Annotated in this window: 11 protein-coding genes and 1 pseudogene; 6 read left to right on the top strand and 6 right to left on the bottom strand. The window is 72.6% G+C overall.

Annotation, left to right across the window (positions count from 1 at the left end):
• Nucleotides 1-194: 194 nt before the first annotated feature.
• Entirely contained in the window at nt 195-12,947 is a 12,753-nt protein-coding gene (locus BG482_RS11810; RefSeq protein WP_069768919.1) for a hybrid non-ribosomal peptide synthetase/type I polyketide synthase, read from the bottom strand.
• A gap of 345 nt (nt 12,948-13,292) precedes the next feature.
• Complete coding sequence (locus tag BG482_RS11805) at nt 13,293-13,733, bottom strand: DUF5707 domain-containing protein (RefSeq protein ID WP_256096331.1); 441 nt, start codon at nt 13,731-13,733, stop codon at nt 13,293-13,295.
• A 196-nt stretch (nt 13,734-13,929) separates the two neighbouring features.
• Here BG482_RS11805 and BG482_RS45115 point away from each other — a divergent pair.
• Nucleotides 13,930-14,127 (top strand): annotated as a pseudogene (locus BG482_RS45115) (oxidoreductase); the annotation flags it as partial.
• A 182-nt stretch (nt 14,128-14,309) separates the two neighbouring features.
• On the opposite strand, the gene BG482_RS11800 reads toward BG482_RS45115, so the two are convergent.
• From BG482_RS11800 to BG482_RS11785, 4 genes are all read right to left on the bottom strand, one after another.
• Nucleotides 14,310-15,233 (bottom strand): NADP-dependent oxidoreductase, encoded by a 924-nt coding sequence (locus tag BG482_RS11800; protein ID WP_107450493.1) that lies wholly within the window; start codon nt 15,231-15,233, stop codon nt 14,310-14,312.
• Between the two features lie 106 nt (nt 15,234-15,339).
• On the bottom strand, nt 15,340-15,735 hold the full coding sequence (locus BG482_RS11795) for a MerR family transcriptional regulator (RefSeq protein ID WP_069768917.1): 396 nt from the start codon (nt 15,733-15,735) through the stop codon (nt 15,340-15,342).
• A 322-nt stretch (nt 15,736-16,057) separates the two neighbouring features.
• Nucleotides 16,058-16,936 carry an alpha/beta fold hydrolase gene (locus BG482_RS11790; protein WP_069768916.1) on the bottom strand — a complete coding sequence of 293 codons (879 nt, stop codon included), beginning with the start codon at nt 16,934-16,936 and terminating at the stop codon, nt 16,058-16,060.
• Nucleotides 16,937-16,960: 24 nt separating this feature from the next.
• On the bottom strand, nt 16,961-17,662 hold the full coding sequence (locus BG482_RS11785; protein WP_069768915.1) for an SDR family oxidoreductase: 702 nt from the start codon (nt 17,660-17,662) through the stop codon (nt 16,961-16,963).
• A 318-nt stretch (nt 17,663-17,980) separates the two neighbouring features.
• On the opposite strand from BG482_RS11785, the gene BG482_RS11780 reads away from it, so the two are divergent.
• The 5 genes from BG482_RS11780 to BG482_RS11760 all read left to right on the top strand — a co-directional run bounded on the left by BG482_RS11780 (nt 17,981) and on the right by BG482_RS11760 (nt 22,330).
• Complete coding sequence (locus BG482_RS11780) at nt 17,981-19,300, top strand: MFS transporter (protein WP_069768914.1); 1,320 nt, start codon at nt 17,981-17,983, stop codon at nt 19,298-19,300.
• A 101-nt stretch (nt 19,301-19,401) separates the two neighbouring features.
• Nucleotides 19,402-19,971, top strand: a complete 570-nt coding sequence (locus BG482_RS11775) for a TetR/AcrR family transcriptional regulator (RefSeq protein ID WP_069768913.1) — start codon at nt 19,402-19,404, stop codon at nt 19,969-19,971.
• A 152-nt stretch (nt 19,972-20,123) separates the two neighbouring features.
• Nucleotides 20,124-20,621, top strand: coding sequence for a helix-turn-helix domain-containing protein (locus tag BG482_RS11770; protein WP_069768944.1), 498 nt, complete (start codon nt 20,124-20,126; stop codon nt 20,619-20,621).
• 114 nt (nt 20,622-20,735) lie between these two features.
• Nucleotides 20,736-21,269 (top strand): SRPBCC family protein, encoded by a 534-nt coding sequence (locus BG482_RS11765; protein WP_069768912.1) that lies wholly within the window; start codon nt 20,736-20,738, stop codon nt 21,267-21,269.
• Complete coding sequence (locus BG482_RS11760; protein ID WP_069768911.1) at nt 21,269-22,330, top strand: LLM class flavin-dependent oxidoreductase; 1,062 nt, start codon at nt 21,269-21,271, stop codon at nt 22,328-22,330. The genes BG482_RS11765 and BG482_RS11760 overlap by 1 nt, the downstream gene beginning before the upstream one ends.
• Nucleotides 22,331-22,397 lie beyond the last annotated feature (67 nt).

Raw genomic sequence — 22,397 nt, 5'->3', positions numbered from 1 at the left:
ATCGAGAAGGCGGCCCGGCGGCGAGGCAGGCGCGACCGCGTCCTGCGACCGATCCGCTGACCGCGGGAGCAGTGAAGTGAGCTGCATTCTCGCCATGTTCCGCAACGCGCGTCAATCCTCGGCCGTTTCGCTCGGAGGCCGGGGCGGGAGCGCCGTTGTGCGGGCGTCCTTCGACGTCCGGCAGTCGGGACGATTCAGCGGAGTCGCCCTGGTGGGGGCAGCACGCGCAGGGCCTCCGGTGGGACGGCGTGGTCGAGGAGATGGAGGGGGGCCGGGCGGACTCCGGCGGCTTCGGCGGCGTCCCAGTGGGCGAGGGCTCGCGGGAGGTCGACGAGGCCGTGTATCAGCGGGAGTTCGGTGTCGGAGTGCCCGTCGGAGAGGTGGGCGTGGAGGAGGGACTCCAGGCGGCAGGAGGCGAGGGTGCCGGGGAGGTGGAGTGCGGGATGGTGCTGGGTGCGGGCGGCGGCGTGGCCGGTGAGGGCGGCGGCCGGGAGGTCCGGCGCCAGGTGGGTCTCGGTGGCGTCCAGGGCCAGCAGGCCGCCTCCGAGGATGAGCACGTCCTGGACCTCACGCATGCGGTGCAGCGCTCGTGCGGTGTCGAAGCAGTGCGGGAAGGAGTCGTCCACGACGATCGTTCCGGGCCGCAGCAGGTCCACGTCCACCAGGGTCGTCGTGCTGCCGCTGACCGCTGCGACGATGACGTCGGCTGTCCGGTAGATCTCGGCGGGCAGGTTCCTGGCGTCCTCCGACTTGAGGATTTGCACCGGCGTCCGCGGGTGCCCGGCCGACAGTTCGGCGGCCAGCTCGTGGAGCCGGGGCGCGCTGCCGGGCAGGTCGCAGAGCAGGACGCGGGCCGGTGGACGGGGGCTGCGAGCGAGGAGCAGGCGCAGCGACGACGTGCCGATGGACCCGCAGCCGACGACGGCGAGGGTGAGTTCGCCGAGGTCGCGGGCGGTTGCGGCGAGCGCGGCGTGGACGGTTTTGACGACGGCGACGGTCGTGGCCGCGTGCCCGGTGGTCAGGGCGGTGAGCGTCGGGTTGGCGGCGGTCGCCTGTGCTGCGCGCAGAACGTCGTAGCCGTAGCCGGTCAGAGACGGGATCATGCCGGCCAGAGAGACGCAGCGGGCGCCGAGGGATGCGGCGTGTTCGACGGCGCGCGCGGTGAGACCGGCCAGCGTGGTCGGGTCACCGGCGCGAAGCGGGCCGGTCAGTTCGTCGGCGAACAGCGGCAGAGAGACGAAACCGGATCTGCCCAGAGGGGTGGTGAGGTGTTCCAGAAGTCTGGCCCTGCCGTCCGGGAACAGGAGGGCCCGGATGTGTTCGCGGCCGGGGCCCGTGTGCGGGGGGAGTCCGGCGAGTGCGGCCAGGTGGTGAGGCGCGGGAAGGTAGCCGATGAGTGCGGCGTCGAGGGGGGCGAAGGTCGGTGCGGAGTTCCTCCCGGGACGGACGGGTTCTTCGAGCCGGCTTCTCAACTCGGTGGTGAAGTCGCGCAGTTCGTCCTCGGTGAGGGCGGTCGCCGAGGCGCGGGCCGTGATGCGCAGGCCTTCGCCGTCGGGGGAGGGGCGCACGGCCAGGAAGACGTCGGTGCCCATCGGCGGCGGGGCGAGTTCGGCGTCGTCCGCCTGGAGGGTCAGGGCCGTGTCGGGGGGCGTGCCGAGAGCGGTGAAGTCCAGGAAGGTGAAGAAGAACTGGGCGGTGCGGGGCAGGCCTTGGGGCGTGCGCAGGTCCAGGGGGCCGGTGGCGCGGGCCGCGACCGACTCTGCGGCGACACGGCGCAGGTCGTCTTCGAAGCCGGGGGTGGAGACGCCGTGGGGCGAGGGTGCGGGGGTGAGGCCGGGGCGCAGGGCCACCGCCTCGCTGAACGGGCCGAAGACGCGGTGGGCGTCCGGCGTGGTGTCGTCCCGGCCGGTGACGGCCATGCCGAGGACCAGGTCCCTGCGTCCGGTGAGGGCGGCGAGGGCGCGGAAGTACGCGGTCAGGACCGGGGCGTGGAGCGTGGTGCCGCAGGTCCGGGCGAGGTGGCGCAGAGAGCGGGCGCGGTGCGCATCGAGGGTGAAGGCGGTGAGGTGGAAGCCGCGGGCGGCGCCGTCGGGAGGGAGCGCGCGCAGGACGGGCGCGGTGTACGGCGTGCGATGGCGGGCGCGGTACTCCTCGGTCTGCGGGTCGGGAGCCTGGGGGGCCGTCGGCTGGTGCTGAGCGGTGCGGTGCAGGACGTGGTCGCGGAAGGTCGAGCGCAGGGGTTCCAGGCCATGGGGGAGGCCGCGGGCGAAACGGCCGTACACGGCGAGGAGTTCGCGGGTGAGCAGTGCCGCGCTGAACCCGTCGCCGATGAGGTGGTGGGCGTGGACGAGGAGGACGTGCTCGTCCGGTGCGACGGTGAACAGGCGCAGCCGCAGCAGGGGCCACGCCCAGGGTTCGAAGCGGCGGTTCGCCTCCTCGGCCGCGCGTGTCTCCAGCAGGCCGGGATGGGCGAGGACTTCCGTCGGGACGGGGAGTCGCAGCGAGGCGGGAAGCTCCTGCTGCACGGGTGGGCGGGCGCCTGCCGGAAAGACCGTGCGGAGCATGGCGTGCCGGGCCACGAGGACGTCGACGGCGCGTTGGAACAGGTTCGGGTCGAGGCGGCCGCGGATGCGGAAACGGGCCAGCCAGGCGGGATTGCCCCTGGAGCCGCCGGAAGGACCGGCAGCTCCGGGCGTCCCGGAGGCGATGGCGTCGGCGAGGAGGAAGCCCTGCTGTGAGGGGGTGAGGGGGTAGGGAGTGAGGAGGTCCGCGGCCGCCTCTCGTTCGGGACGTCGCCGTCCGGTCGGCTCGGCGGTGGCCGTGCCGTCGTCCGAGCCGCCCCCCGTCGGCGCGGCCTTGGCGGCGGCGTCGATCGCGGCGGCCAGGGCGCTCAGGGTGCGGTGCGTGTAGACGGCGGTCGGGCGAGGCAGTGTGGGGCGTTCCCGGCGTAGACGGGAGAACAGTTCCAGCACGGCGATGGAGTCGCCGCCGAGTGCGAAGAAGTCGTCCCGGCTGCTGATGCCGGACTGCGGGACGTCCAGCAGCTCGGACCAGGCCTGCGCGAGCAGAAGCTCGGTGGGGGTGGCGGGAGCCGTGCGCGTGGGTTCGGTGTCCTCGTGCCGGGCGCCGGCAGGCCCGGTGTGCGTGCGTCGGGTGCTTCCGGGCTCGGTGTCCGTGGATTCCCTTCCGGGGGCGAGCCTGTTGCGGTCGATCTTGCCTGTGCCGGTGAGCGGCAGGGCCGGGAAGGAGTGGATGCGGCCGGGGAGCATGTACGGGGGGAGCGTGCGGGAGAGGAAGGCGCGCACCTCGCGGGGGTCGAGGGCGTCCGCCCCGGTCCTGGGCTCGGCGAACGCCACGAGCCTTCCGTCGCGCAGCAGTACGGCCGCGCGGGCCACACGGGGGTGCGCGAGCAGGGCGGCCTCGACCTCGCCGAGTTCGACGCGGTGGCCGCGGACCTTGACCTGGTCGTCGAGCCGGCCCAGGAACTCCAGTACTCCGTCGGCCCCGCGGCGGACGCGGTCGCCGCTGCGGTACCAGCGGCGACCGTCCCGTTCGGTGAAGGCGGCGGCGGTGAGCCCGGGTTCGCCCAGGTAGCCGGGGGTGAGGCCGGTTCCGGCGATGAGGAGTTCGCCGGATTCGCCGGAGGCGCATGCGCGGCCGTCCTCACCGATCACCATCACTTCGGCGCCGGCGACCGGGCGGCCGATGGGAAGGTGGCGCACGTCGTCGGCGGGCCGGGCCTCGATGACGTGGCAGGTGGCGTTGACCGTGGCCTCGGTCGGACCGTAGAGGTTGGAGATCCGGTGGGGGCGCGGGGTGCGGGGACTGTGATCCGCCGAAGCGCCGAGGAGGTCGAACCAACGGCGCACATGGGCGGCGGGCAGGGCCTCGCCGCCCACGTGGACCCAGCGCAGGGCGGAGAGGTCGGGGGCTGCTCCGGTGCGGCGGGTGCGTTCCTCGGCGGCGGTCAGCAGGCGTTCCCACAGTGTCGGAACCGAACTCCAGACCGTGATCCGGTCCGCGACGACATGGTCGAGCAGCGCGTCGGGATCGCGCAGCAGGTCCCGCGAGAGGGTGTGCACGGTGGCCCCGCTCAACAGCGGGGCGAGCAACTGCCGTACGGAGGCGTCGAAACAGACCGACGCCGTCTGCGCGAGCCGGTCGCCCGGGCGGTAGCCGAAGGCGGCCAGCGACCAGTCGAGGTAGTTCGTCATCGACCGGTGGGTGATGGGGACCGCTTTGGGACGGCCGGTCGAGCCGGAGGTGAAGATGACATAGGCGATGGCCTCGGGGTCCGTGGCGCCGTCCCCGGGGTCGGCGATCGCCGCTTCGTCCAGGGGATCGGCGAGGCAGACCGCTGTGACGCCGTCCAGATCGGCGGTCGCCGCACGGCTCGCCGCGTCGCAGACGAGCACGCGCACCCCCGTGCGGGCCAGTTGGTCCCGGTGCCGCGCGGCGGGGTGGGTGGCGTCCAGCGGAACCCAGCCGGCGCCGGCCCGAAGGACGCCGACGACCGCGGTGACCGTGTCCGTGCCGCCCGGCTCGGTCAGCAGCCCCACCAGGTCGCCGCTGCGTACGCCGTGGGCGTGAAGCCGGGCGGCGAGGGCGGCGGAGGCGGTGTCGAGGGCGGCGTAGGTGAGCGTGGACCCGTCGTCCCCGGCGACGGCGACGGACCGCGGTGTGGCGCGGAACCGAGCACACAGCCGGGCCACTATCCCGTCACCGTCCCCGAGGACCGCGCCGTCCCCCATGACGCCGTCGTCCCCCATGACCGCACCGGCCGCACCGGCCGCACCGGCCGCGATGGCCGCACCGGCCGCGGCGTCTGTGCCGTCCGCACGGCTCAGGGCGCGGACCGGTGTGCCGACGGGGTGTGCAACCGAGACCGCGGTGGGCGCGGGGCCGGTGACGGCGGCGCGCAGTTCGGCGACGTACTCGTCGGCGAGGCGGCGTACGGTCTCGGGGCGAAACAGCCGGGCCGGGTAGTTCCACGACAGGCGCAGAGCGGCGTCCGCCTCCCAGCAGAGCAGGCCGAGCCGGGTGGCGGCGGACGCGGTGGCCGCGGCGGTGGGCGTGACCGTGACGGGCCAGTCGGGGCCGTGAACCACCGGAAAGCGGGCGAAGCTGAACCCGGCCTCGGCTGCGGTGCGCGGCGCGAGGCCTGTGGCGGGCCGCAGTTCGGACAGCAGCCGGGCGAAGTCCGCGCTGCTCAGGGTCGCGTGGGCCTCGGTCTCGCGCCACATCAGCCGGAGTCGCTCGGCGAGCGTGCCGACCGGCTCGTCGGGGTCGACTGCCACGAACACCGGCAGTGTGTCGGCCAGCGGCCCCACCAGACGGTCGATGCCTGGCACGCGTGCTTCGCGGCGGGCCCGCGCCACGTTGACCGCGACGGTCCGCCGCCCGCTCCACCTGGCCAGACATCGGCCGTATGCCGCCAGCAGCAGATGGAACAGCGAGACCCCGTTCCGCGCGGCGGTCTCGCGCAGTGCGGCGGTGAGGGTCTCGTCGATGCCGGTGGCGTGGTGGCTGAGGGGTGGGGCGGGGGCTGCTTCGGGGTCGGCGTCGTACGGCAGGGAGAAGCGCGACGTCGGTGTCGTGGGCGTGTGCTCGGCCAGTCGCTCGCGCCAGTACCGCTGGTCCTCGGCGAACACCGGAGACGTTCGTTCGGCGGTGAGAGCGGCCACGTAGTCGGCGAACTCGGCCCGGGGGGCGGCCGGTGAGGCGTCCCTCTCACCCTCGCCCACGCCTCCGTCCGCGCTCTCGTGCCCGGGTTCGTCCCCTCGCGTCAAGGCCGTGTACAGCGACCAGAGTTCCTCGCAGACGAGCTTGAGACTGAAGCCGTCGGCGGCGGCGTGATGGACGACCAGGAGCAGGTGGGCCAGGTGTGCGTCGTCTCCGTCGTGGACGAGGACGGCTCGTACCGGGTCCTCCGTCTTCAGGTCGAACGGGCGGTTGCACAGCTCCTGTTCCAGCCGCGCGATGTCGAGCTGCTCGCGGACCTCGTACCAGCGGGGCGCGGGGTCGGTGGGCCCGGCGGGTGCGGCGTACTGCTGGGGGCGGGCGTCGCCGGTCATCCGCATCCGCAGCATGGGGTGGCGGGCGGCGAGGCGGGCCAGGGCCCTGCCGAGGAGGGCCGTGTCGAGGGGGCCGCGGACGCTCTGGCGTACGTAGCCGTAGGCGGTGACGCCCTCATGGAGGGTTTCGGTGGTGTGGAAGGCGAGCTGCAGGGGGGTGAGGGGGAGGGAAGCGACGGGGAGGGCGCGACGGCCGTCGGCCTTGGCCGTCGGGGAGGGCGGGGCCGGGGCGGGGCTCGGTGTCGGTGGGGCGGTCGCCAGATGGGCGGCCAGTTCGCCGATGGTGCGGTGCTCGAAGAAGAGGGTGGCGGGCAGGGGCCGGCCGAGTTCGTGTTCCAGGCGGCGGGCGAGGTCGACGGCGCTGAGCGAGTCCAGGCCGAGGCCGAGGAAATGTTCGTCGACGCCGATGTCCTGGGGGGAGCGGTGCAGAGCGTCGGCCAGGAGGCGGCGTATGAGGGATGTGTGCGAGGACGTGGACGTGGACGACGATGTGGTGGCGGTGGCGGAGGCGCGGTTGTTCGGTGTGTCGTCGGTGGCGGCCCGGTCGGTGTGCGCGGGCGGCTCGTCCGGGTCGACGCGACGGTCGCCTTCGCGGAGCTGGGCCATGGCGGGGGTGGCCGCCGTGGAAACGGGAACGGGGACAGCGACGTCCGCGCCCGTCACGAGTATGTGTGCGGCGTCCAGGCCGACGGCCGTGTGCAGTCCCGTCAGAGCGGCCCGTGCCGTCATCGGGGCGGGAACGCCCGCGGGACCGCGGGACCGGCGTCGGGTTTCCACGCCGGTTCCGCTCGCCAGGCCGGTGTCGGTGACGGGGCCGAAGGCGATCGTCTGCCAGGGGCGGCCGGCCGCGCGTTCCGCGGTGGCGAAGGCGTCGAGGAACGAGTTGGCGGCGGCGTAGTCGCCGAGGGCGCCGGCCAGGCCGGGCAGTACGGCGGAGACGGACGAGAAGGCCAGACAGACCGTCTCCTGTCGGCCGTGCCTGCGAAGGGCCTCGGCAAGGAGCGTGGTGCCGTGCACCTTCGCGGCGAGCACGGCCTCGATCTCGTCGTCCGGCTTGGCGCGCAGGCTGCCGGGGTGGACGATGCCCGCCGCGTGGAACACCGCGTCCAGGGGCGGCAGCCCGGCGATGAGCTCGTCGACGGCGTCCGCGTCGCAGACGTCGGCCGCCTGGTAGCGGGCGTGGGCGCCGAGGGCGCGGAGTTCGGTGAGCAGGGCGCGCGGTGGGGTCGGGGTCCGGCCGGTCAGGACGAGGGTGGGGGCGCCGCGTTCCGCCAGGTCGCGGGCGAGGGCGGAGCCCAGGCCGCCTGCGCCGCCGGTGATCAGGTAGTTGCCGTCGGTGGGCAGGGGTGGCGGGCAGTTCGGCGGGGCGGGGGTGGCGGTGGCAGGTGTGCGGGCGAGTCGTCGGCCCGTCCTCCAGGCGACGGTGCCGTCCGCGCCCCCGCGGACGCCGGGAGGTGGAGCGGAGGCGCACAACTCGGCTTCGAGGAAACGGAGTTGCTCGTCAATGCGGTCCTCGGAGGACAGGTCGACGCTCAGCGAGGAGAGCACCGGCATCTCCTCGGGCAGGGCCAGGGCGAAGCCGTGCAGCAGGGCTTGGACGGGGCGGGTGCGGGCGAGGGCGTCGCCGCTGCCGGTGACGTACGCGTTCTCGGTGACCACCAGCAGCCGGGTCGTGCGCGTGCCGAGTGCTGTCAGCGCCTCGCGCAGGGCGCAGACGGCGGCGCGGGTGTCCGGCTCCGGCCCCGTGCTCCCTCCGGCGAACCACAGGACGGTCTCCGGGGAGTCCGTCGTCTCGGCTTCGACCGCCGTTTCGTCCCCGTCCGGAGCCGGGGCTGATCGCGATCCCTCCACTGTCACTCCGCGCCCGGTGAGGCGCTCGGTGAGGGATCGTCGCAGCGGAGTGTCGGCGCCGGTCAGCCGCACGGCACGAGGCCCGGGGCCGACGGTCAGGGGGGCGTCGCGCCAGCGGAGGGGCTGCGGGGCGGCCGTGTCCTGGGGCGAGGGGAGCGTCGGGCGCGGCTCCGGAACCGGTGCCGGTGCCGGACCGGGCCGGGGCGTCGTGCCGAGCTTGTCCGGCCAGTGGCGGACGCGTTGGAACGGGTACGTCGGGACGGGGACGCGTCGACGGCTCGTGCTGCGGGCCGGAGACGAAGAGGACAGCGGTGTCCCGCGGCTCCAGAGGCGGCCGACGGTTGCGAGCAGGGCATCGGCTCCCGCCGCGGCGTAGGCGGGAAGCGCGGGCAGGACCGCGACCTCGGAGGGCATGTCGCCGTCATGCGCTGCGGCCGCCGCGTGAAGGGGGCCGGAGAGCGAGCCGCCGGGGCCGAGTTCGACGAACTGGTCGTACCCCTCCTCCAGGAGCCGGGAGACGGCTGAGCCGAAGCGGACCGGGCGTATCGCGTGGGCGCGCCAGTAGCCGGAGCCGGGGGTCAGGTCGGGGTCCCAACGGGCGGTGACCGTGCTGAGCATCGGGACGCGGGCCGGGCCGACCGTCAGGGACTTCGCCGCGTTGTGGAGGGGGTCGAGCACGGGTTGCAGCATCGGGGAGTGGAAGGCGTGGGAGACGCGGAGGCGGCGGGCGGTCACGCCGCGTGCGGTGAGGTCGGCGACCGCCCGGTCGACGATCGCGGCCTCGCCGGCCAGTACCAGCTGGGTGGGGGAGTTGACGGCGGCGACGCACAGCGAGCCGTCGGATGCCGCGATCACGGAGGCGACGGTGTCCTCGTCGCCCCGTACGGCTGCCATGGCGCCCGGCGGGGCCAGCTCGCCCACCAGGCGTCCGCGCTCGGCGGTGAAAGCGACCGCCTCGGCCGGCGGCAGGGCACCGGCGACGCACGCCGCGGTGATCTCGCCGACGCTGTGCCCCACGACCGCGTCGGGCGTCACACCCCACGCGGCCAACTGCCCGGCCAGCGCCACCCCGAAGGCGACCAGCAGCGGCTGCGTCACCTCGGTGCGGGCCAGGTCGGCCGGGTCGGCCTCCTCGTCCAGACACCAGGCGGCCAGGGTACGGCCGAGCACCGGCCCGGTGAGGGACGAGGCCTCGTCCAGCAGGTCACGGAACACGGCTGCCGAGCGGTACAACTCCCTTCCTGCTGTGCCCCATTGGGTCCCCTGGCCGGGAAGGACGAACACCGTCCGGGGCCGGGTCCGTACGGGGCCCGTCACTGCGCAGGCCGGGCTCGGCCGACGCACCGCCGCCGCCGTGACGTCCGCCGCGCACTCTTCGAGCCTGTGCGCGAGATCCCCTCGCGTCACCACGGCCAGCCGGTACGGTCCCGCGTCCCGGGCGGTGTTGACGGTGGCGCACACCTCACCCTCGTCCAGTTCGGGGTGGGCCCGCAGATGTGCGGCCAGCTCGGCGGCGGCCACGCGCAGTGCGTCCTCGGTGCGCGCGGACAGCGTCAGGAGGTGTGGGCCGTCCGTCGCCACGAGGGTCGCGTCCGGGGCCTTCTCGGCATCCCCCGGCGCCTCCTCCAGGATCGCGTGCGCGTTGGTGCCGCCGAAACCGAACGAGTTGACGCCGGCGATCAGCGGGCCCCCCTTCACTCCCGTCCACTCCCCGTTGCCGGTGACCAGCCGGAAGCCGGGGGCGCTGTGAGCGAGGAAGGCAGCGGGTGCGGTGTGGGGGGAAGGCGGGAGCCTCCGGTGGGAGAGGGCGAGCACGACCTTGACCAGGGCGGGCATCCCTGCCGCGTTGAGGAGATGCCCCAGGTTCGTCTTGACCGAGCCGACGAGGCGCGGGAACCCGTCGGTGCGGGGCGGGAAGGCCTGGCCGAGCGACTGCGCCTCCACGGGGTCGCCGATCGGCGTGCCCGTTCCGTGCGCCTCGACGTACGACACGTCGGCCGGATCGACGCCGCACTCCGCGTACGCCCGGCCGATCACCTCGCGCTGGCCGCGCGGCGTGGGGGCCAGAAGGCCGAGCGAGTGCCCGTCGTTGTTCACCGCGGTGCCCCGGACGAGTGCGAGGACCGGGTCGTCGGCGGCGCGGGCGTCGTCCAGGCGGGCGAGGACCATCACCGCGCCGCCTTCTCCGGGCACGAAGCCGTCCGCGTCCGCGGTGAACGCGCGGCACCGGCCGGTCGGCGACAGCGCGCCCGTCGCCTCGAGGAGACGGTGGCCGGTGGGGGTCAGGCTCAGGTTGACACCGCCGACCACCGCGAGGTCGCATTCGCCGGCCAGCAGACTGCGCCGGGCCAGGTGCAGGGCGACCAGCGCGGAGGAGCAGGCCGTGTCGACGGCCAGGGCGGGGCCGTCGAGGTCCAGCGCCTGGCAGACGCGGGCGGCGATCAGGTTGGGGAGGTTGCCGGCGAGGGCGCCCGGGTGGGCGGCGAGATCCCCGGCGGCGGCCTCGGCGAGGATCTCGCGGTAGCCGCTGTCGCCGGCCGCCGCGAAGACCCCGATCCGGCGGCCCGTCCGGCGGGGACCCGCGTATCCGGCTCGTTCCAGCGCCTCGTGGGCCAGTTCCAGGAAGATGCGGGCCTGAGGGTCGGTGGCCCGTGCCTCCGCCTCGTCCATGCCGAAGAAACCGGCGTCGAAGGCCGCGGGATCGGGCAGGAAGGAACCGACGCGGGGCGTCGGACGGGGCCCGTCGGCCTCCCGTCGGCCTTCGGGGACCTCAGCGAACGTCTCGCCTCCGGCGGTGAGCAACTCCCAGAAGGACTCGAGCGTGTCGGCGCCGGGGAACCGGCAGGCAGCGGAGAGCACAGCGAGGGCTCCGCCCGGCGAAACGGACCCCGCCGCGGCCGCAGGCCGTTCGACGGAGTGGGGGAGTGCGCGATCAGCCGTGAGGTGCCCGGCGTCAACGCCCGACGGCTCCCCCCGAGCCACGAGGCGCCCCTCCGCATCCGACTCCGTCAGCAGCGCGAGCACGTGCCCGGCCAACCCGGCCACCGTGTCGTGGTCCCGCAGGGCGCCCGGCTCCACCGTCAAGGAGAACGCCTCCTCCAGTCCGGCGAGCACGGCCATCGCTTTGAGCGAGGACCCGCCGAGGTCGAAGAAGCGTTCCTGAAGCCCGACTCGGGACACCGGGAGCCCCAGTTCGCGCGCCCAGATCCGCTGCACCGACCTCTGCACCTCACGCAGCGAACGACGGGCAGCGAACTGTCCCGCCCCCGCCGATCCGTCCCCCGCCGATCCGCCCACCGTCGACCCGCCCGCCGTCGCGGCCGCCGCGTCGGACCAGCGGTCCTGCACCGTCGCGTACCGCCCGTCCTCGAAGCGCTTCCGCAGCTCCCCGCGGCGCATCTTCCCGCTGGTGGTACGCGGGAACGCCCCCGGCGGCAACGGCAGCACGCGTACGTCGTCGTGGCCGAGGATCTCCCGCAGCCGGCCGGCTGCCGCGCGCAGCACCGGTGCTGCGGCGGCGGGTTCGGGGCGCGCCCACTGCACGAACGCGACGACCCGCTCGCCCCCGCCGTCCGGATCCGTGGACCCCACGACCGCCACCGCCCCGGACGGCAGCCCCGGCGTCGCCGCGACCGTCGACTCCAGGTCCGACGCATGGAACGTACGGCCGTTGACGAACACCACGTCCTTGTGACGACCGGTGACGCACAGCCGCCCGTCCCGCAGGAAGCCGAGGTCGCCGGTGCGCAGCCAGCCGTCACCGCCGAACGCCGCCGCGCTCGCCTCGGGCGCCCGGCGGTACCCGCCCCCCAACTGCGGTCCCCGTACCTGCACATGCCCGACCCGCCGCTCACCCACCGGATCCCCGAACTCATCGGTGATCCGGACCTCGCACCCGGGCACCGGCCGACCCAGGTCCATCAACTCCACCGTGTGCGGACCCGGGTCGGTCTCCACCACCCGGCCCCGACCGAGCGCGGCTCGGTCCAGCAGGAGGGGCGCGGCGGTCTCGTCGAGCGGCGGCACGGTCACGGCCAGGGTCGCCTCGGCCAGGCCGTACACCGGGAGCGGGGCGCGCGGGTCCAGCCCGGCCGGAGCCACCCTCGCCGTGAACTCCCGCCAGACGCGCGGTGAGATGGGCTCGGCGCCGACGAGCAGCAGACGCACGCAGCTCAGGTCCAGGCCCGCGAGCGCGGTGGCCGGAACGCGGCGTACCGCGAGGTCGAGGGCGAAGTTCGCGGCTGACAGCAGCGTGGCGCGGTGGCGGGCGACGGCTTCGAACCACAGGGCGGGCCGCTTGGCGAAGGACAGCGGCTCGATCCGTATCTGCTTCAGACGTGCGGCCATGGGCACGAGATGCGTGCCGATGAGGCCCATGTCGTGGAAGTACGGCATCCAGGTAGCGATCACGTCGTCCGAGGTGATGGCCATCGCGGCACGGATCTGCCGGAGGTTGGCGAAGACCGCGGCGTGCGACAGTTCCACGCCCTTGGGAGCCCCGGTGCTGCCGGAGGAGAACTGCAGGAAGGCGACGTCGTGAGCGGCGGGCCGGTGAGCGGACTCCAGCGGGCGGCTGCGGCGGAGGGCGTCCCACCGCAACAGCCGCACGGCGCGGCCCGGTTGGCCGTGCGGTCCGTCGCCGGAGCCGATGGCGCCGGCCGCGGTCGCGGTCGCCTCGTCCACCATGACGGGCGGCCTGCCGAGGAGTTCCCACACCGGCCCGATCCGGCGCGGCTCCGTGGCGAGCGGGACGGGCACGGCTCCTGCGGCCAACGCGCCCCAGAACATCGGTTGGAAGGCGTCTCCCCGGTCGGCGACCAGCGGCAGCGGGGTGCCCGGCGTCACGCCCGCCGCGACGAGTCCGCCGGCCACGCGCAGTGCGTCGTCGCGGAGTTGAGCGAAGGTGACCGCTCGCTCGCCGCCGTCGCCCCGGACGTGTACGACGGTCTGGCCGGGGGCCTCTCGCGCCGCGTCGAGCAGGATGTCCAGCAGCGTCGACGCGGGTACGTCGTTCACGCCCATATGCGATCTCTCCAGGTGCGGACTCTGTAAGGGGGCCGTCGGGCCCCGGTTTCGCCGTGGAGCGCCCGCGTGTGTCCTTGTGCGGACCGATGCCGGTCGACGGGGAGGAGTTCGAGGTCAGCCTGGGTATGGGTTCGGGTTGCGCGCCCATCCTCCGACCCAGGTCGACAGGGCTCATCTCGAGGAAGCCGTCCGGGACTTCCTGTCGCAGGTGCACCCCGACACCGGCCACATCGAGTGAGCACGAGCCCGGGCCCGCGCCACGTCTGCCGCTGAGACGGTGGAGCGGTGGTGAGCCGGTGCGATGTTGCGATCGCTACCGATGCCGAGGTGCGCGTGTTCGGGTCACCTGACGATGAAGTCGGCCGCCTTGGCGTTCAGGGTGGTGGTGCCGTTCCGCGCGGTGGCGAGAACGGCGATGTGCCAGACGCCCCGCGGGGACGACGCGGCGTCGGAAGCGCTGGTCTTGATGGTGTAGGTGCAGTTCGAGGTGTGCTTCTTGAAGGGCTTGCAGACGGCCGACTCCACGGCGGCCATGTCCTTGGCGGTCAGCTTGTTCTTGGCGAAGGACGAGTTCTGCGGCCATGCCAGCACTTTCACGTTCTTCACGCCGGAGGACGCCGTGACGGAGGTGGTGAAGGTGAGCGAGCCGTCGCGGCCGCCCTCGGGGGCGGTGTAGCGGGCGGCGCTGTGCGTCAGCGCCGGAGGCTGCTCGCCGGCGTAGGCGAGAGCGTACGCACCGGCGCCCACGAGGACGACGGCGCCGGCAGCGACAGAAAGAGCCATACGTCGGGACATGAGATTCTCCGCAACTGTCTCAACTGGATCCGGCCGGCGCGGGTGGTCTGCGCCGCTGCACCGATACTCGCGCCGCGAAGGTCCGCCCGGCATGAGGGAACGTACTCAGCTCGGGATGAGTACGCGTGCCGGCTCCCCCCACACGGCGCGACGCCGCGACCGCGGACGGCGGAGAGGAACGTAAAGGGTGCACCCGCACGCGCTGCTCCTCGATGACTTCGCCACCGGGGTCGTGCACCTGCTCTCGCACGACCCCACCCCCCCACGCAATCCTCGTGAAGGCGTCTTCGTGCACCGCTGGGCCGAGCGCGACGGCACCTACGACGACCCGGTCGCACAGCGCTCCCAGGCCCTGGCGGCCATGCTCCCCGGCCGCCAAGGCCGACCCCCCCGATCGGCGCCTCCTCGCCCACCCCTTCCCTGGACGGCCGAGAGCGGCCACGCGTCCTCGACACCAGCCCCGCCACGCGGACGTTCTCCGGCTTCCTGCCGGAACCTCGCCGTCGGCATCGGCAGCGAGTGTCGGCTGAAGACGGTCGACGGCGCCGGGCGGCCGGGCACCTCTCATGCCACCGCGATGACAACCTTTCCCGCAGCGTGACCGTCCTCGACGGTGGCGAGGGCGGCCGGGGCGTCGGAGAGCGGATGGACCGCTGTGATCACGGGTGCGAGAATTCCGTCGAGGGCCAGCCGGGCGGACCGCTCCAGGCTCTCCCGGTCGAGGCGACGCTCGACGAAACGCCCACCGAGATCGGGCACGGACATGTCGCCCACGGCGATGACGTTGCGAGGATCCCGGGCCAGCGGAGCGACCGTCCGCAGCGAGGCGCCTCCGACCAGGTCGACGATCCCGTCGAAGCCGTCCGGAACCAGCTCGCGTCCCGCGGCGACGACGTCCCCGGCGGTGTAGTCGACGAACCGCACCCCGACGGCCTCGGCCTGCTCGCGCTTGGCGGTACTCCCGGTGCCGATCACCTGCAGCCCGCGCCCGGCGGCCAGCCGGGCGACGGCGAGGCCGACCCCGCCCCCGACCCCGTTGACCAGGACCGTGGCACCGGCTGGGAGGCCGAGCTGGTCGAGCACGTCCACCGCGGTCGTCCCGGTCACGGGCAGTGTCGCCGCCACGGTCGCGGACAGGCCCGCAGGGATACGCGCGGTGTTCGGCGCGGACAGCACCGTCGTCTCGGCGTAGGTGCCGCCACCGGTGAGAGCGAAGCCGAAGACCGCGTCACCCACCTCGAGCCCGTCGACGTCCTCGCCCCGGGCGAGAACGGTTCCCGCTGCCTCCATGCCCAGCACGCGGGGAAACGGACGCCCGCCGTCGAGCCCGGGGACCAGACCCGAACGCACCATGTGGTCGAGGGGATTCACGCCGGCCACGTCGACCCGGATCAGCACCTCGCCGCGACCGGGGACGGGATCGGGACGATCGAAGAACTCCTGCACCTCGGGCCCGCCATACCCGCCGAAACCCCACGCCTGCCCCATCTTCTGCCGCCTCCCGTGTGAGCGACCCGGTGATTCCGGGCTCTGCAGAGATCCTCACCTCTCACATCGATGTCAGGGGCAACCGACTGAGATGCAGGTCACAGCATCAGGCCGACCGTGCCGCCGGCTCCGGCGACGTGGACAGCTCCGCCCGGTGCCGGCTGTTGGCCCTGATCAGCACGTCGAGCGCATCCCGGGTCTCGACCAGGTGCGCGATGTCGGCGTCGATCCGGTCGCGTTCGCGCATCATCGTCGTGAACGTCTCCTCGGCGACGCCCAGGTCACCCGGGACGTCCACACACGGCAGCACAGTCGCGATGACCCGGCTGGACATACCCGCGTCGAGCAACTGCCGGATGAGCGACACGCGCTGGACCGCCGCAGCGGAATAGTGACGCTGCCCGGTGCCGGAACGTGAGCTGGTCAGCAGGCCCTGCTCTTCGTAGTACCGCAAGGAGCGCGGGCTCACGCCCGTGCGCGTGGACAGCTCGCCGATCCGCATTCCTGAGAGCCTACGCTCGCACGCTCCAGGTGCAGACCGCCGACGAGTCATGGACACCTGCGGACGCCGCCACGGCCGCAGAGTCGTCGTCCCGGTCCCACGAGTGAGCAGGTTCGCCTGTACGCGCCTGAGCACCTGGTGCGGGAGGTCGGCAGGGAGCCGGCCCGGAGCCTCGACTCGTCGCGGTAGAGGCATTTCCCTTCGCGATTCCGCGGCTGGACGACGACCGAGGTCCGGGTCCGCGTGAGGGGGCCGACCGGCTCGGGACCGGTCTGGTCCCGGCGGCCTCATGCTCGGTGCGTACACGGCACTCCCGGGGCGGTCACGCCGGAGGGGTCAGCAGGTCGGCCAGTGCGTCGGGCCGTTCCAGGGCGATGAAGTGGCCGGCCTTCGGGATCTGCGTGAAGTCGGCGGAGGGCAGCAGCTTCCTGTCGGCTTCCCGGTCGGAGGGTCGGGACCAGTCCTTCTCGCCGTAGACGAGGTGGACGGGGGCCCTGACCTCGGAGTAGCGGGAGCGGGCCGCGATGAGGCTGGGCAGGGCCTGGTACACGGCTCGTGCGACGGCCGGGTATCCGGGGCGGCTGCCCACCTGGAGGAGCTCGTCCACGTAGTCCTCCCGCAGTGCGCTCCTGTCGCCGAGACCGCCCTGCAGGATCGCGCGGAGGACGGGCTTGGGCTCCACCGCGGCGATCACCGGCCCCACTCCGGGGGCCAGGACACCGCTGACCACCGCACGGGCGAGGAGGCTGGAACGGGCGATCCCGCCCGGGAAGTCGTAGGTGTTGACCGCTACGACGCGTCGGACCCGTTCCGGCAGATCGGCCGCGGTGGTCAGCGCGAGCACCGCGCCCATGGACTCGCCGACCAACGTGACGTCGTGGAGGTCGAGTTCGGTGAGGAGCCGTTCGACGCCCGCGCGCATGGCCGGTTCGTCGTACGAGGCGCCGGGCACGATCTCGGAGTACCCCATCCCCGGCAGGTCGAGGGCGTACACGGTGTAGTGCTCCGCGACCAGCGGGACGAGGAGACGGAAGTGCTCGGCCTGCGTGCGCACGGTGTGCAGCAGGACCAGGGGAGCGCCGGTACCCGCCTTGAGGTAGCGCAGCGTTCCCTCGTGCCCGCGGCGGCCGGGGCGCGGTGCCACGGTGTGGGTGGTGGTCCCGGGGACGTGGATCGTGGGACGTGACTCGTGGATGGGCATCTCGTCGGTTCCTTGTCCTGCCTGCTACTTGGCGAGCTGGGGATACAGGGCGGTGAGGTCCCCGGCCAGGCCCGACTTGACCTGCCGGGAGATGTCGTCGGCGAGCACCTCGTGGGCGCCGGTCTCGATGCCGTCGAGGGCGAGCGCGGCGACCTCGCGGGGGTCGGACTTGGGGGCGTCGACGCCGGACGCCAGGTCGGTGTCCACGTAGCCGACGTGCAGTCCGGTGACGGCGATGCCGCGCGGCTGCAGTTCCAGGCGCAGGGAGTTGGTCTGTGACCACAGCGCGGCCTTGGAGGCGCTGTAGGAGCCGCCGAGCGCGATCCAGGAGAGCACGGAGTGCACGTTGAGGAGGTGGCCTCCGCCGTTGCCCTCGATGACCGGCACGAAGGCACGCGCCAGCAGCAGCGGGCCGTAGAAGTTGGTCTCGAACTCCCGGCGTACGTCGTCGACGGGGGAATCGAGGAAGGACGCACCGACCGAGGCGCCTGCGTTGTTGATCAGTACGGTGACGTCCCCCGCCTGTGCGGCGGCCGCCGCCACGGAGGTGGGGTCGGTGACCTCCAGTGCCACCGGAACCGCGTCCGGGTGCGTCACGCTGCGCGGGTCGCGGGCCGTGGCGTACACCTTGCCGGCGCCGCGTGCGTAGAGCTCCTCCACCAGTGCCTTGCCGATGCCCCGGCTGCCGCCGGTGACGAAGATGTTCGCGCCCTTCAGAGCGGTCATGACTGCCTCCACAGAATGAAAAACCGATCGGTTTCAACCAAAGTAAACCGATCGGTTTCCCAGCGCAAGCGCCAACGCGGAATCGGTCGCGTCGGCCAGGTGGGTCGGAGTGCCGGGTCCGCCCCCTCTCGTGGCCGCAGGCCGGTCTCGGCGTCGACGCGCCGGCCGGGGAGTCGTCCTGTGCGGGCCCCGGCTTGTCCCGTCACCCCTGGGCCGGAAGCGGCCCGCTCGCTTGCGCCGCGGAAACCGATCTGTTTCCCTAAGGTGAAACAGATCGGTTTCCTATGGCCGGTCCATGGCCGGCGGCTAAGGGGAGAAGTGAGTACCACCTTCGATCGCGGGGCGCCCGCCTCCGGGACATCAGATCCGGGCCGCCGTGGCTCACATGCCGTGCGCTGGTGGGTGCTGGTCGTACTGGGCACGGCGCAGCTCATGGTCACGCTCGATGCGACCGTGGTGAACATCGCGCTGCCCGCGGCGCAGCACGACCTCGGTTTCAGCGACGGCAGCCGGCAGTGGGTCATCACGGGGTACGCCCTGGCGTTCGGCAGCCTGCTGCTGCTCGGCGGACGGCTCGGCGACCTGTTCGGCCGACGTACCACCTTCGTGACCGGCCTGATCGGTTTCGCGGGCGCGTCCGTCCTCGGCGGCGCGGCCACCAGCTTCGACATCCTCGTCACGGCACGTGTGGCCCAGGGCCTCTTCGCCGCGCTGCTCGCCCCCGCGGCCCTCTCGCTGCTCAGCGTGACCTTCACCGACCCGGCCGAGAGGCCGAAGGCGTTCGGCGTCTTCAGCGCGCTGGCCGGCGCGGGCGGAGCGATCGGGCTGCTGCTCGGCGGCATGCTCACCGAATGGGCGTCGTGGCGCTGGGTGATGTACGTGAACGTCGTCTTCGCGGCCGTAGCGCTGACCGGCGCGGTGCTGCTGCTGGCCAAGCCCGCGGTCACCGAGCGGCCCGAGCTCGACATCCCCGGCGCCCTCGTGGTGAGCGCCGCACTGTTCGCCGTCGTCTACGGCTTCGCGCACGTCGAATCCACCAGTTGGACCGACCCGGTCAGTCTCGGCTCGATGACCGTGGGTGCGGTGCTCCTGGCGGTGTTCGTCCGGCTGGAGTCCAGGGTCGCGCATCCGCTGCTGCCGCCGCGACTCGTGCAGGACCGGACCCGCGGTGGTTCGTTCCTGGCGGTGTTCGTCATCGGCATGGGGATGTTCTCGATCTTCCTGTTCCTGACCTATTACCTGGAGGCGAGCATCGGCTACTCGCCGATCAGGACCGGTCTGGCGTTCCTGCCGATGGTCGCGGGCATCGTCGCCGCGTCGACCACGGCGCCTTCGCTGCTGCTGCCCAGGGTCGGCCCGAAGATCGTGATCAGCGCCGGGTTCCTGGTCGCCGGATCCGGCATGGCCCTGCTGACCCGGCTCGAGCTCGACAGCGCCTACGTCGCCGACATCATGCCCGGTCTGATCCTGCTGGGTCTCGGCCTCGGCGGAGTGATGGCCACCGCGTTCCAGGGCGCGACCGCGGGCATCCATCACTGGGGCGCCGGGTTCTTCGTGGTCGGCGCCGTCCTCTCCGCGCTCCTGATACCGAATGCGCCTCTTGCGTCGTCGGAGGGCGAGCCCGTGATCGCCCACTGAACCTGGATCCACGGTGGGTGGGGCGGCGGGTGGGAACACCCTCGGCAAGCGTTGTAAACCGATCGGTTTTCAATGGGGTGGATTCGAGTTAATCTCGCCATATGACCACCGACGCGAAGCCAAGTCCTCGAGAGCGGCTGCTGGAGGCGGCGGCCGCGCTCACTTACCGAGACGGTGTCGGCATCGGCGTCGACGCGCTGTGCAAGGCGGCGGGGGTGTCTAAGCGCTCCATGTACCAGCTGTTCGAGAGCAAGGACGAACTGTTGGCGGCAAGCCTGAGGGAGCGCGCCTCCGCCTACGTGGCGACGCTTCTTCCCGCGGCGGACGATGTCCGTTCGCCCCGCGAGCGGATCCTGCACGTCTTCGAGCAGATGGAATCACAGGCGGGCGCGGCCGAGTTCCGGGGCTGCCGCTATCTGGCCGTGCAGATCGAACTCAAGGAGCAGAGCCATCCCGCGAGCCGGGTGGCCCGGCAGGTCAAGGCGAACCTGACCGCCTTCTTCCGCTCCGAGGCCGAGCAGGGCGGTGCGGGCGATCCCGATCTGCTGGCCCGTCAGCTCAGTCTGGTGTTCGACGGGGCCAGCGCCCGCGCGGGAATCGGAGTCGACAGACTGACGGGACTCATCACGCCCATGGTGACCACCCTGCTCGACGCGGCAGGCATGCGCTGACCGAGCGCCTCTGTGCGGCACTTCCCTGCTTGCCGGCGCTCGGCAGGCTGCCGGGCGTCGTTGCCGACCATGGGTTCGGGGAACCCGGCAGGGCGTTCGCCCGGTGTCTCACCTGCTGGGTCTCACGACCGGACGAACGTATGCTGGCAGTCATGAGGCGGACATCCTTTGCGCAGTGGCCCTGTTCGATCGCGCGGACCATGGACCTGCTCGGGGACTGGTGGACGCCGTTGGTGCTGCGTGAGGCGTTCTACGGAATCCGGCGCTTCGACGCGTTCCAGCAGTCGCTCGGGATCGCCCGAAACACCCTGACGGACCGGTTGCGGCGGCTGGTGGACGAGGGGCTGCTGGAGAAGCGGCTCTACCAGACGGAGCCGGTTCGTCACGACTACGTGCTCACCGAGAAGGGGCGCGACTTCTACGGCGTTCTGCTGGTGATGAACCGGTGGGGGGACCGCTGGCTGGCCGGTGAGGCGGGACCGCCGGTGGTCGTGCACCACGACGTGTGCGGGCAGGAGAGTCATGCCGAGGTGGTGTGCGCGGCCTGCGGAGAGCCGATGACCGCGGACAACACCAGTTCCCGGATGGGGCCGGGCTATCCGCCGCATCTGGCCGAACGGCCGGACGTACAAGAACGGTTCGCCGGCTGACCCAACGGTCGTGGTGGCCCCGCCTGTCCTTGACAAGTGAGTCTATCTACGCAACTTTACTGGTCAGGCCCCTCATGCTGAAGGGGACTCGCTGTGTACGGGAGGCGTCTGGGTATGGAGTGGACGGGTGCGCGCTACGCGGACAAGCCGACGGTCGAGGTCAGCACCTGGATTGCCGCTCCGCCGGCCCGGGTGTGGACGCTGGTGGCCGACATCGAACTGATGCCGCGGTTGAGCGCCGAGCTGCAGTCGGTGGAATGGCTGGACGGCCGGAGCGGCCCTGCTCTCGGCGCCCGGTTCGTCGGCCGCAGCAAGCACGACGCGTTGGGGGAGTGGGAGACCACCTCCCACATCGTCGAGTACGACCCGCCGAGGGTGCTGACCTGGGCGGTCGAGGATCCTCAACATCCCACCGCGATCTGGCGGTTCACCCTGGAGCCGAAGGACGGCGGCACGTCGCTGGGTGAATGGATGCAGATGGGGCCGGCCCGTTCCGGCCTCTCCTTCGCCATTGATCGCATGCCGGAGAAGGAACAGAAGATCGTCTTCGTACGGATGCGGGAGTTCGAGGCCGGCATGGCCGCCACTCTCGGATCGATCAAGAAGCTGGCCGAGAGTGCTCCGACGTCGGGAAAGGCGAGCCTCTGATGCGTACGTCCACCACGATCGAGGCTTCCGGGGGCGACTGGCGGGAGATCGTCGACTACGTCAAGGAGGCGGAGAAGGTCGGTCTGGACATCTGCTGGGTCGCGGAGGCCTGGGGCTCCGAGGCGCCGTCACCGCTGGGCTACCTCGCTGCGACGACCGAGCGCATGCTGCTCGGCTCAGGAATCATCCAGCTGGGCACCCGCACGCCCATGGCCATCGCCCGTGCGGCGATCACGCTGTCGCAGATCTCCCAGGGGCGTTTTCTCCTCGGGCTCGGCCCCTCCGGGCCGCAGGTGATCGAAGGACTGCACGGCGTGCCGTTCGCCCGTCCGCTGTCCCGCATGCGCGAGACCGTCGAGATCGTGCGACAGGCCGCCTCGGGGGAGAAGGTCTCCCACCTGGGCCGGGAGTTCCAGATCCCGCTGCCCGGCGAGGCGAAGCCGATGCGCCTGTCGATGCGTGCCGAGCACGACATCCCCGTCTACCTGGCGACCCTCTCGCCGAAGATGCTCCAGTTGACCGGGGAGATCGCCGACGGCTGGCTGGGCACCAGTTTCGTGCCCGAGGGCGCCAAGGAGGCGTACTTCGATCACCTGGACGCGGGGCTTGCCGCGGCCGGTCGCAAGCGTGCCGACCTCGACATCTGCCAGGGCGCCGAGGTCGCCTTCGTCGATGACGAGGACGAGCTGCGTGCGATGGTGGCCGGACGCAAGAAGGAGCTGGCCTTCAGCCTGGGCGGCATGGGCTCCGCGACCACGAACTACTACAACAGCGCCTACAGCCGCCAGGGTTGGGCCGACGTTGCGGCCGGGATTCGGACCCGCTGGCAGGCCGGGGACCGGGACGGCGCGGCCGGTCTGGTCACCGACGAGATGGTGCTGGCGACCACACTCATCGGAACCGAGGACATGGTGCGCGAGCGGTTGCGCGTGTGGCGCGATGCCGGCGTCGACACCGTCCGCTTCTATCCCGCCGGAGAGACCCTCGATGACCGGGTCACCACGCTGGGCCGGGCCATCCAGCTGGTCCGTGACATCGACGACGAGACGGCGGCGCGATAGCGACACGGCCGTCCCGCACGGGAGGGCTGTCACGGGCCGCGCCACCCACATGATCAGCATGCAGGGG

It is taken from the genome of Streptomyces sp. LUP30, from assembly GCF_001746365.1.
In the GTDB taxonomy this organism is placed as follows: Bacteria; Actinomycetota; Actinomycetes; order Streptomycetales; family Streptomycetaceae; genus Streptomyces.
Note: the sequence above shows the minus strand (reverse complement) of the source record. Positions and strands in the feature narration are given on the sequence as shown.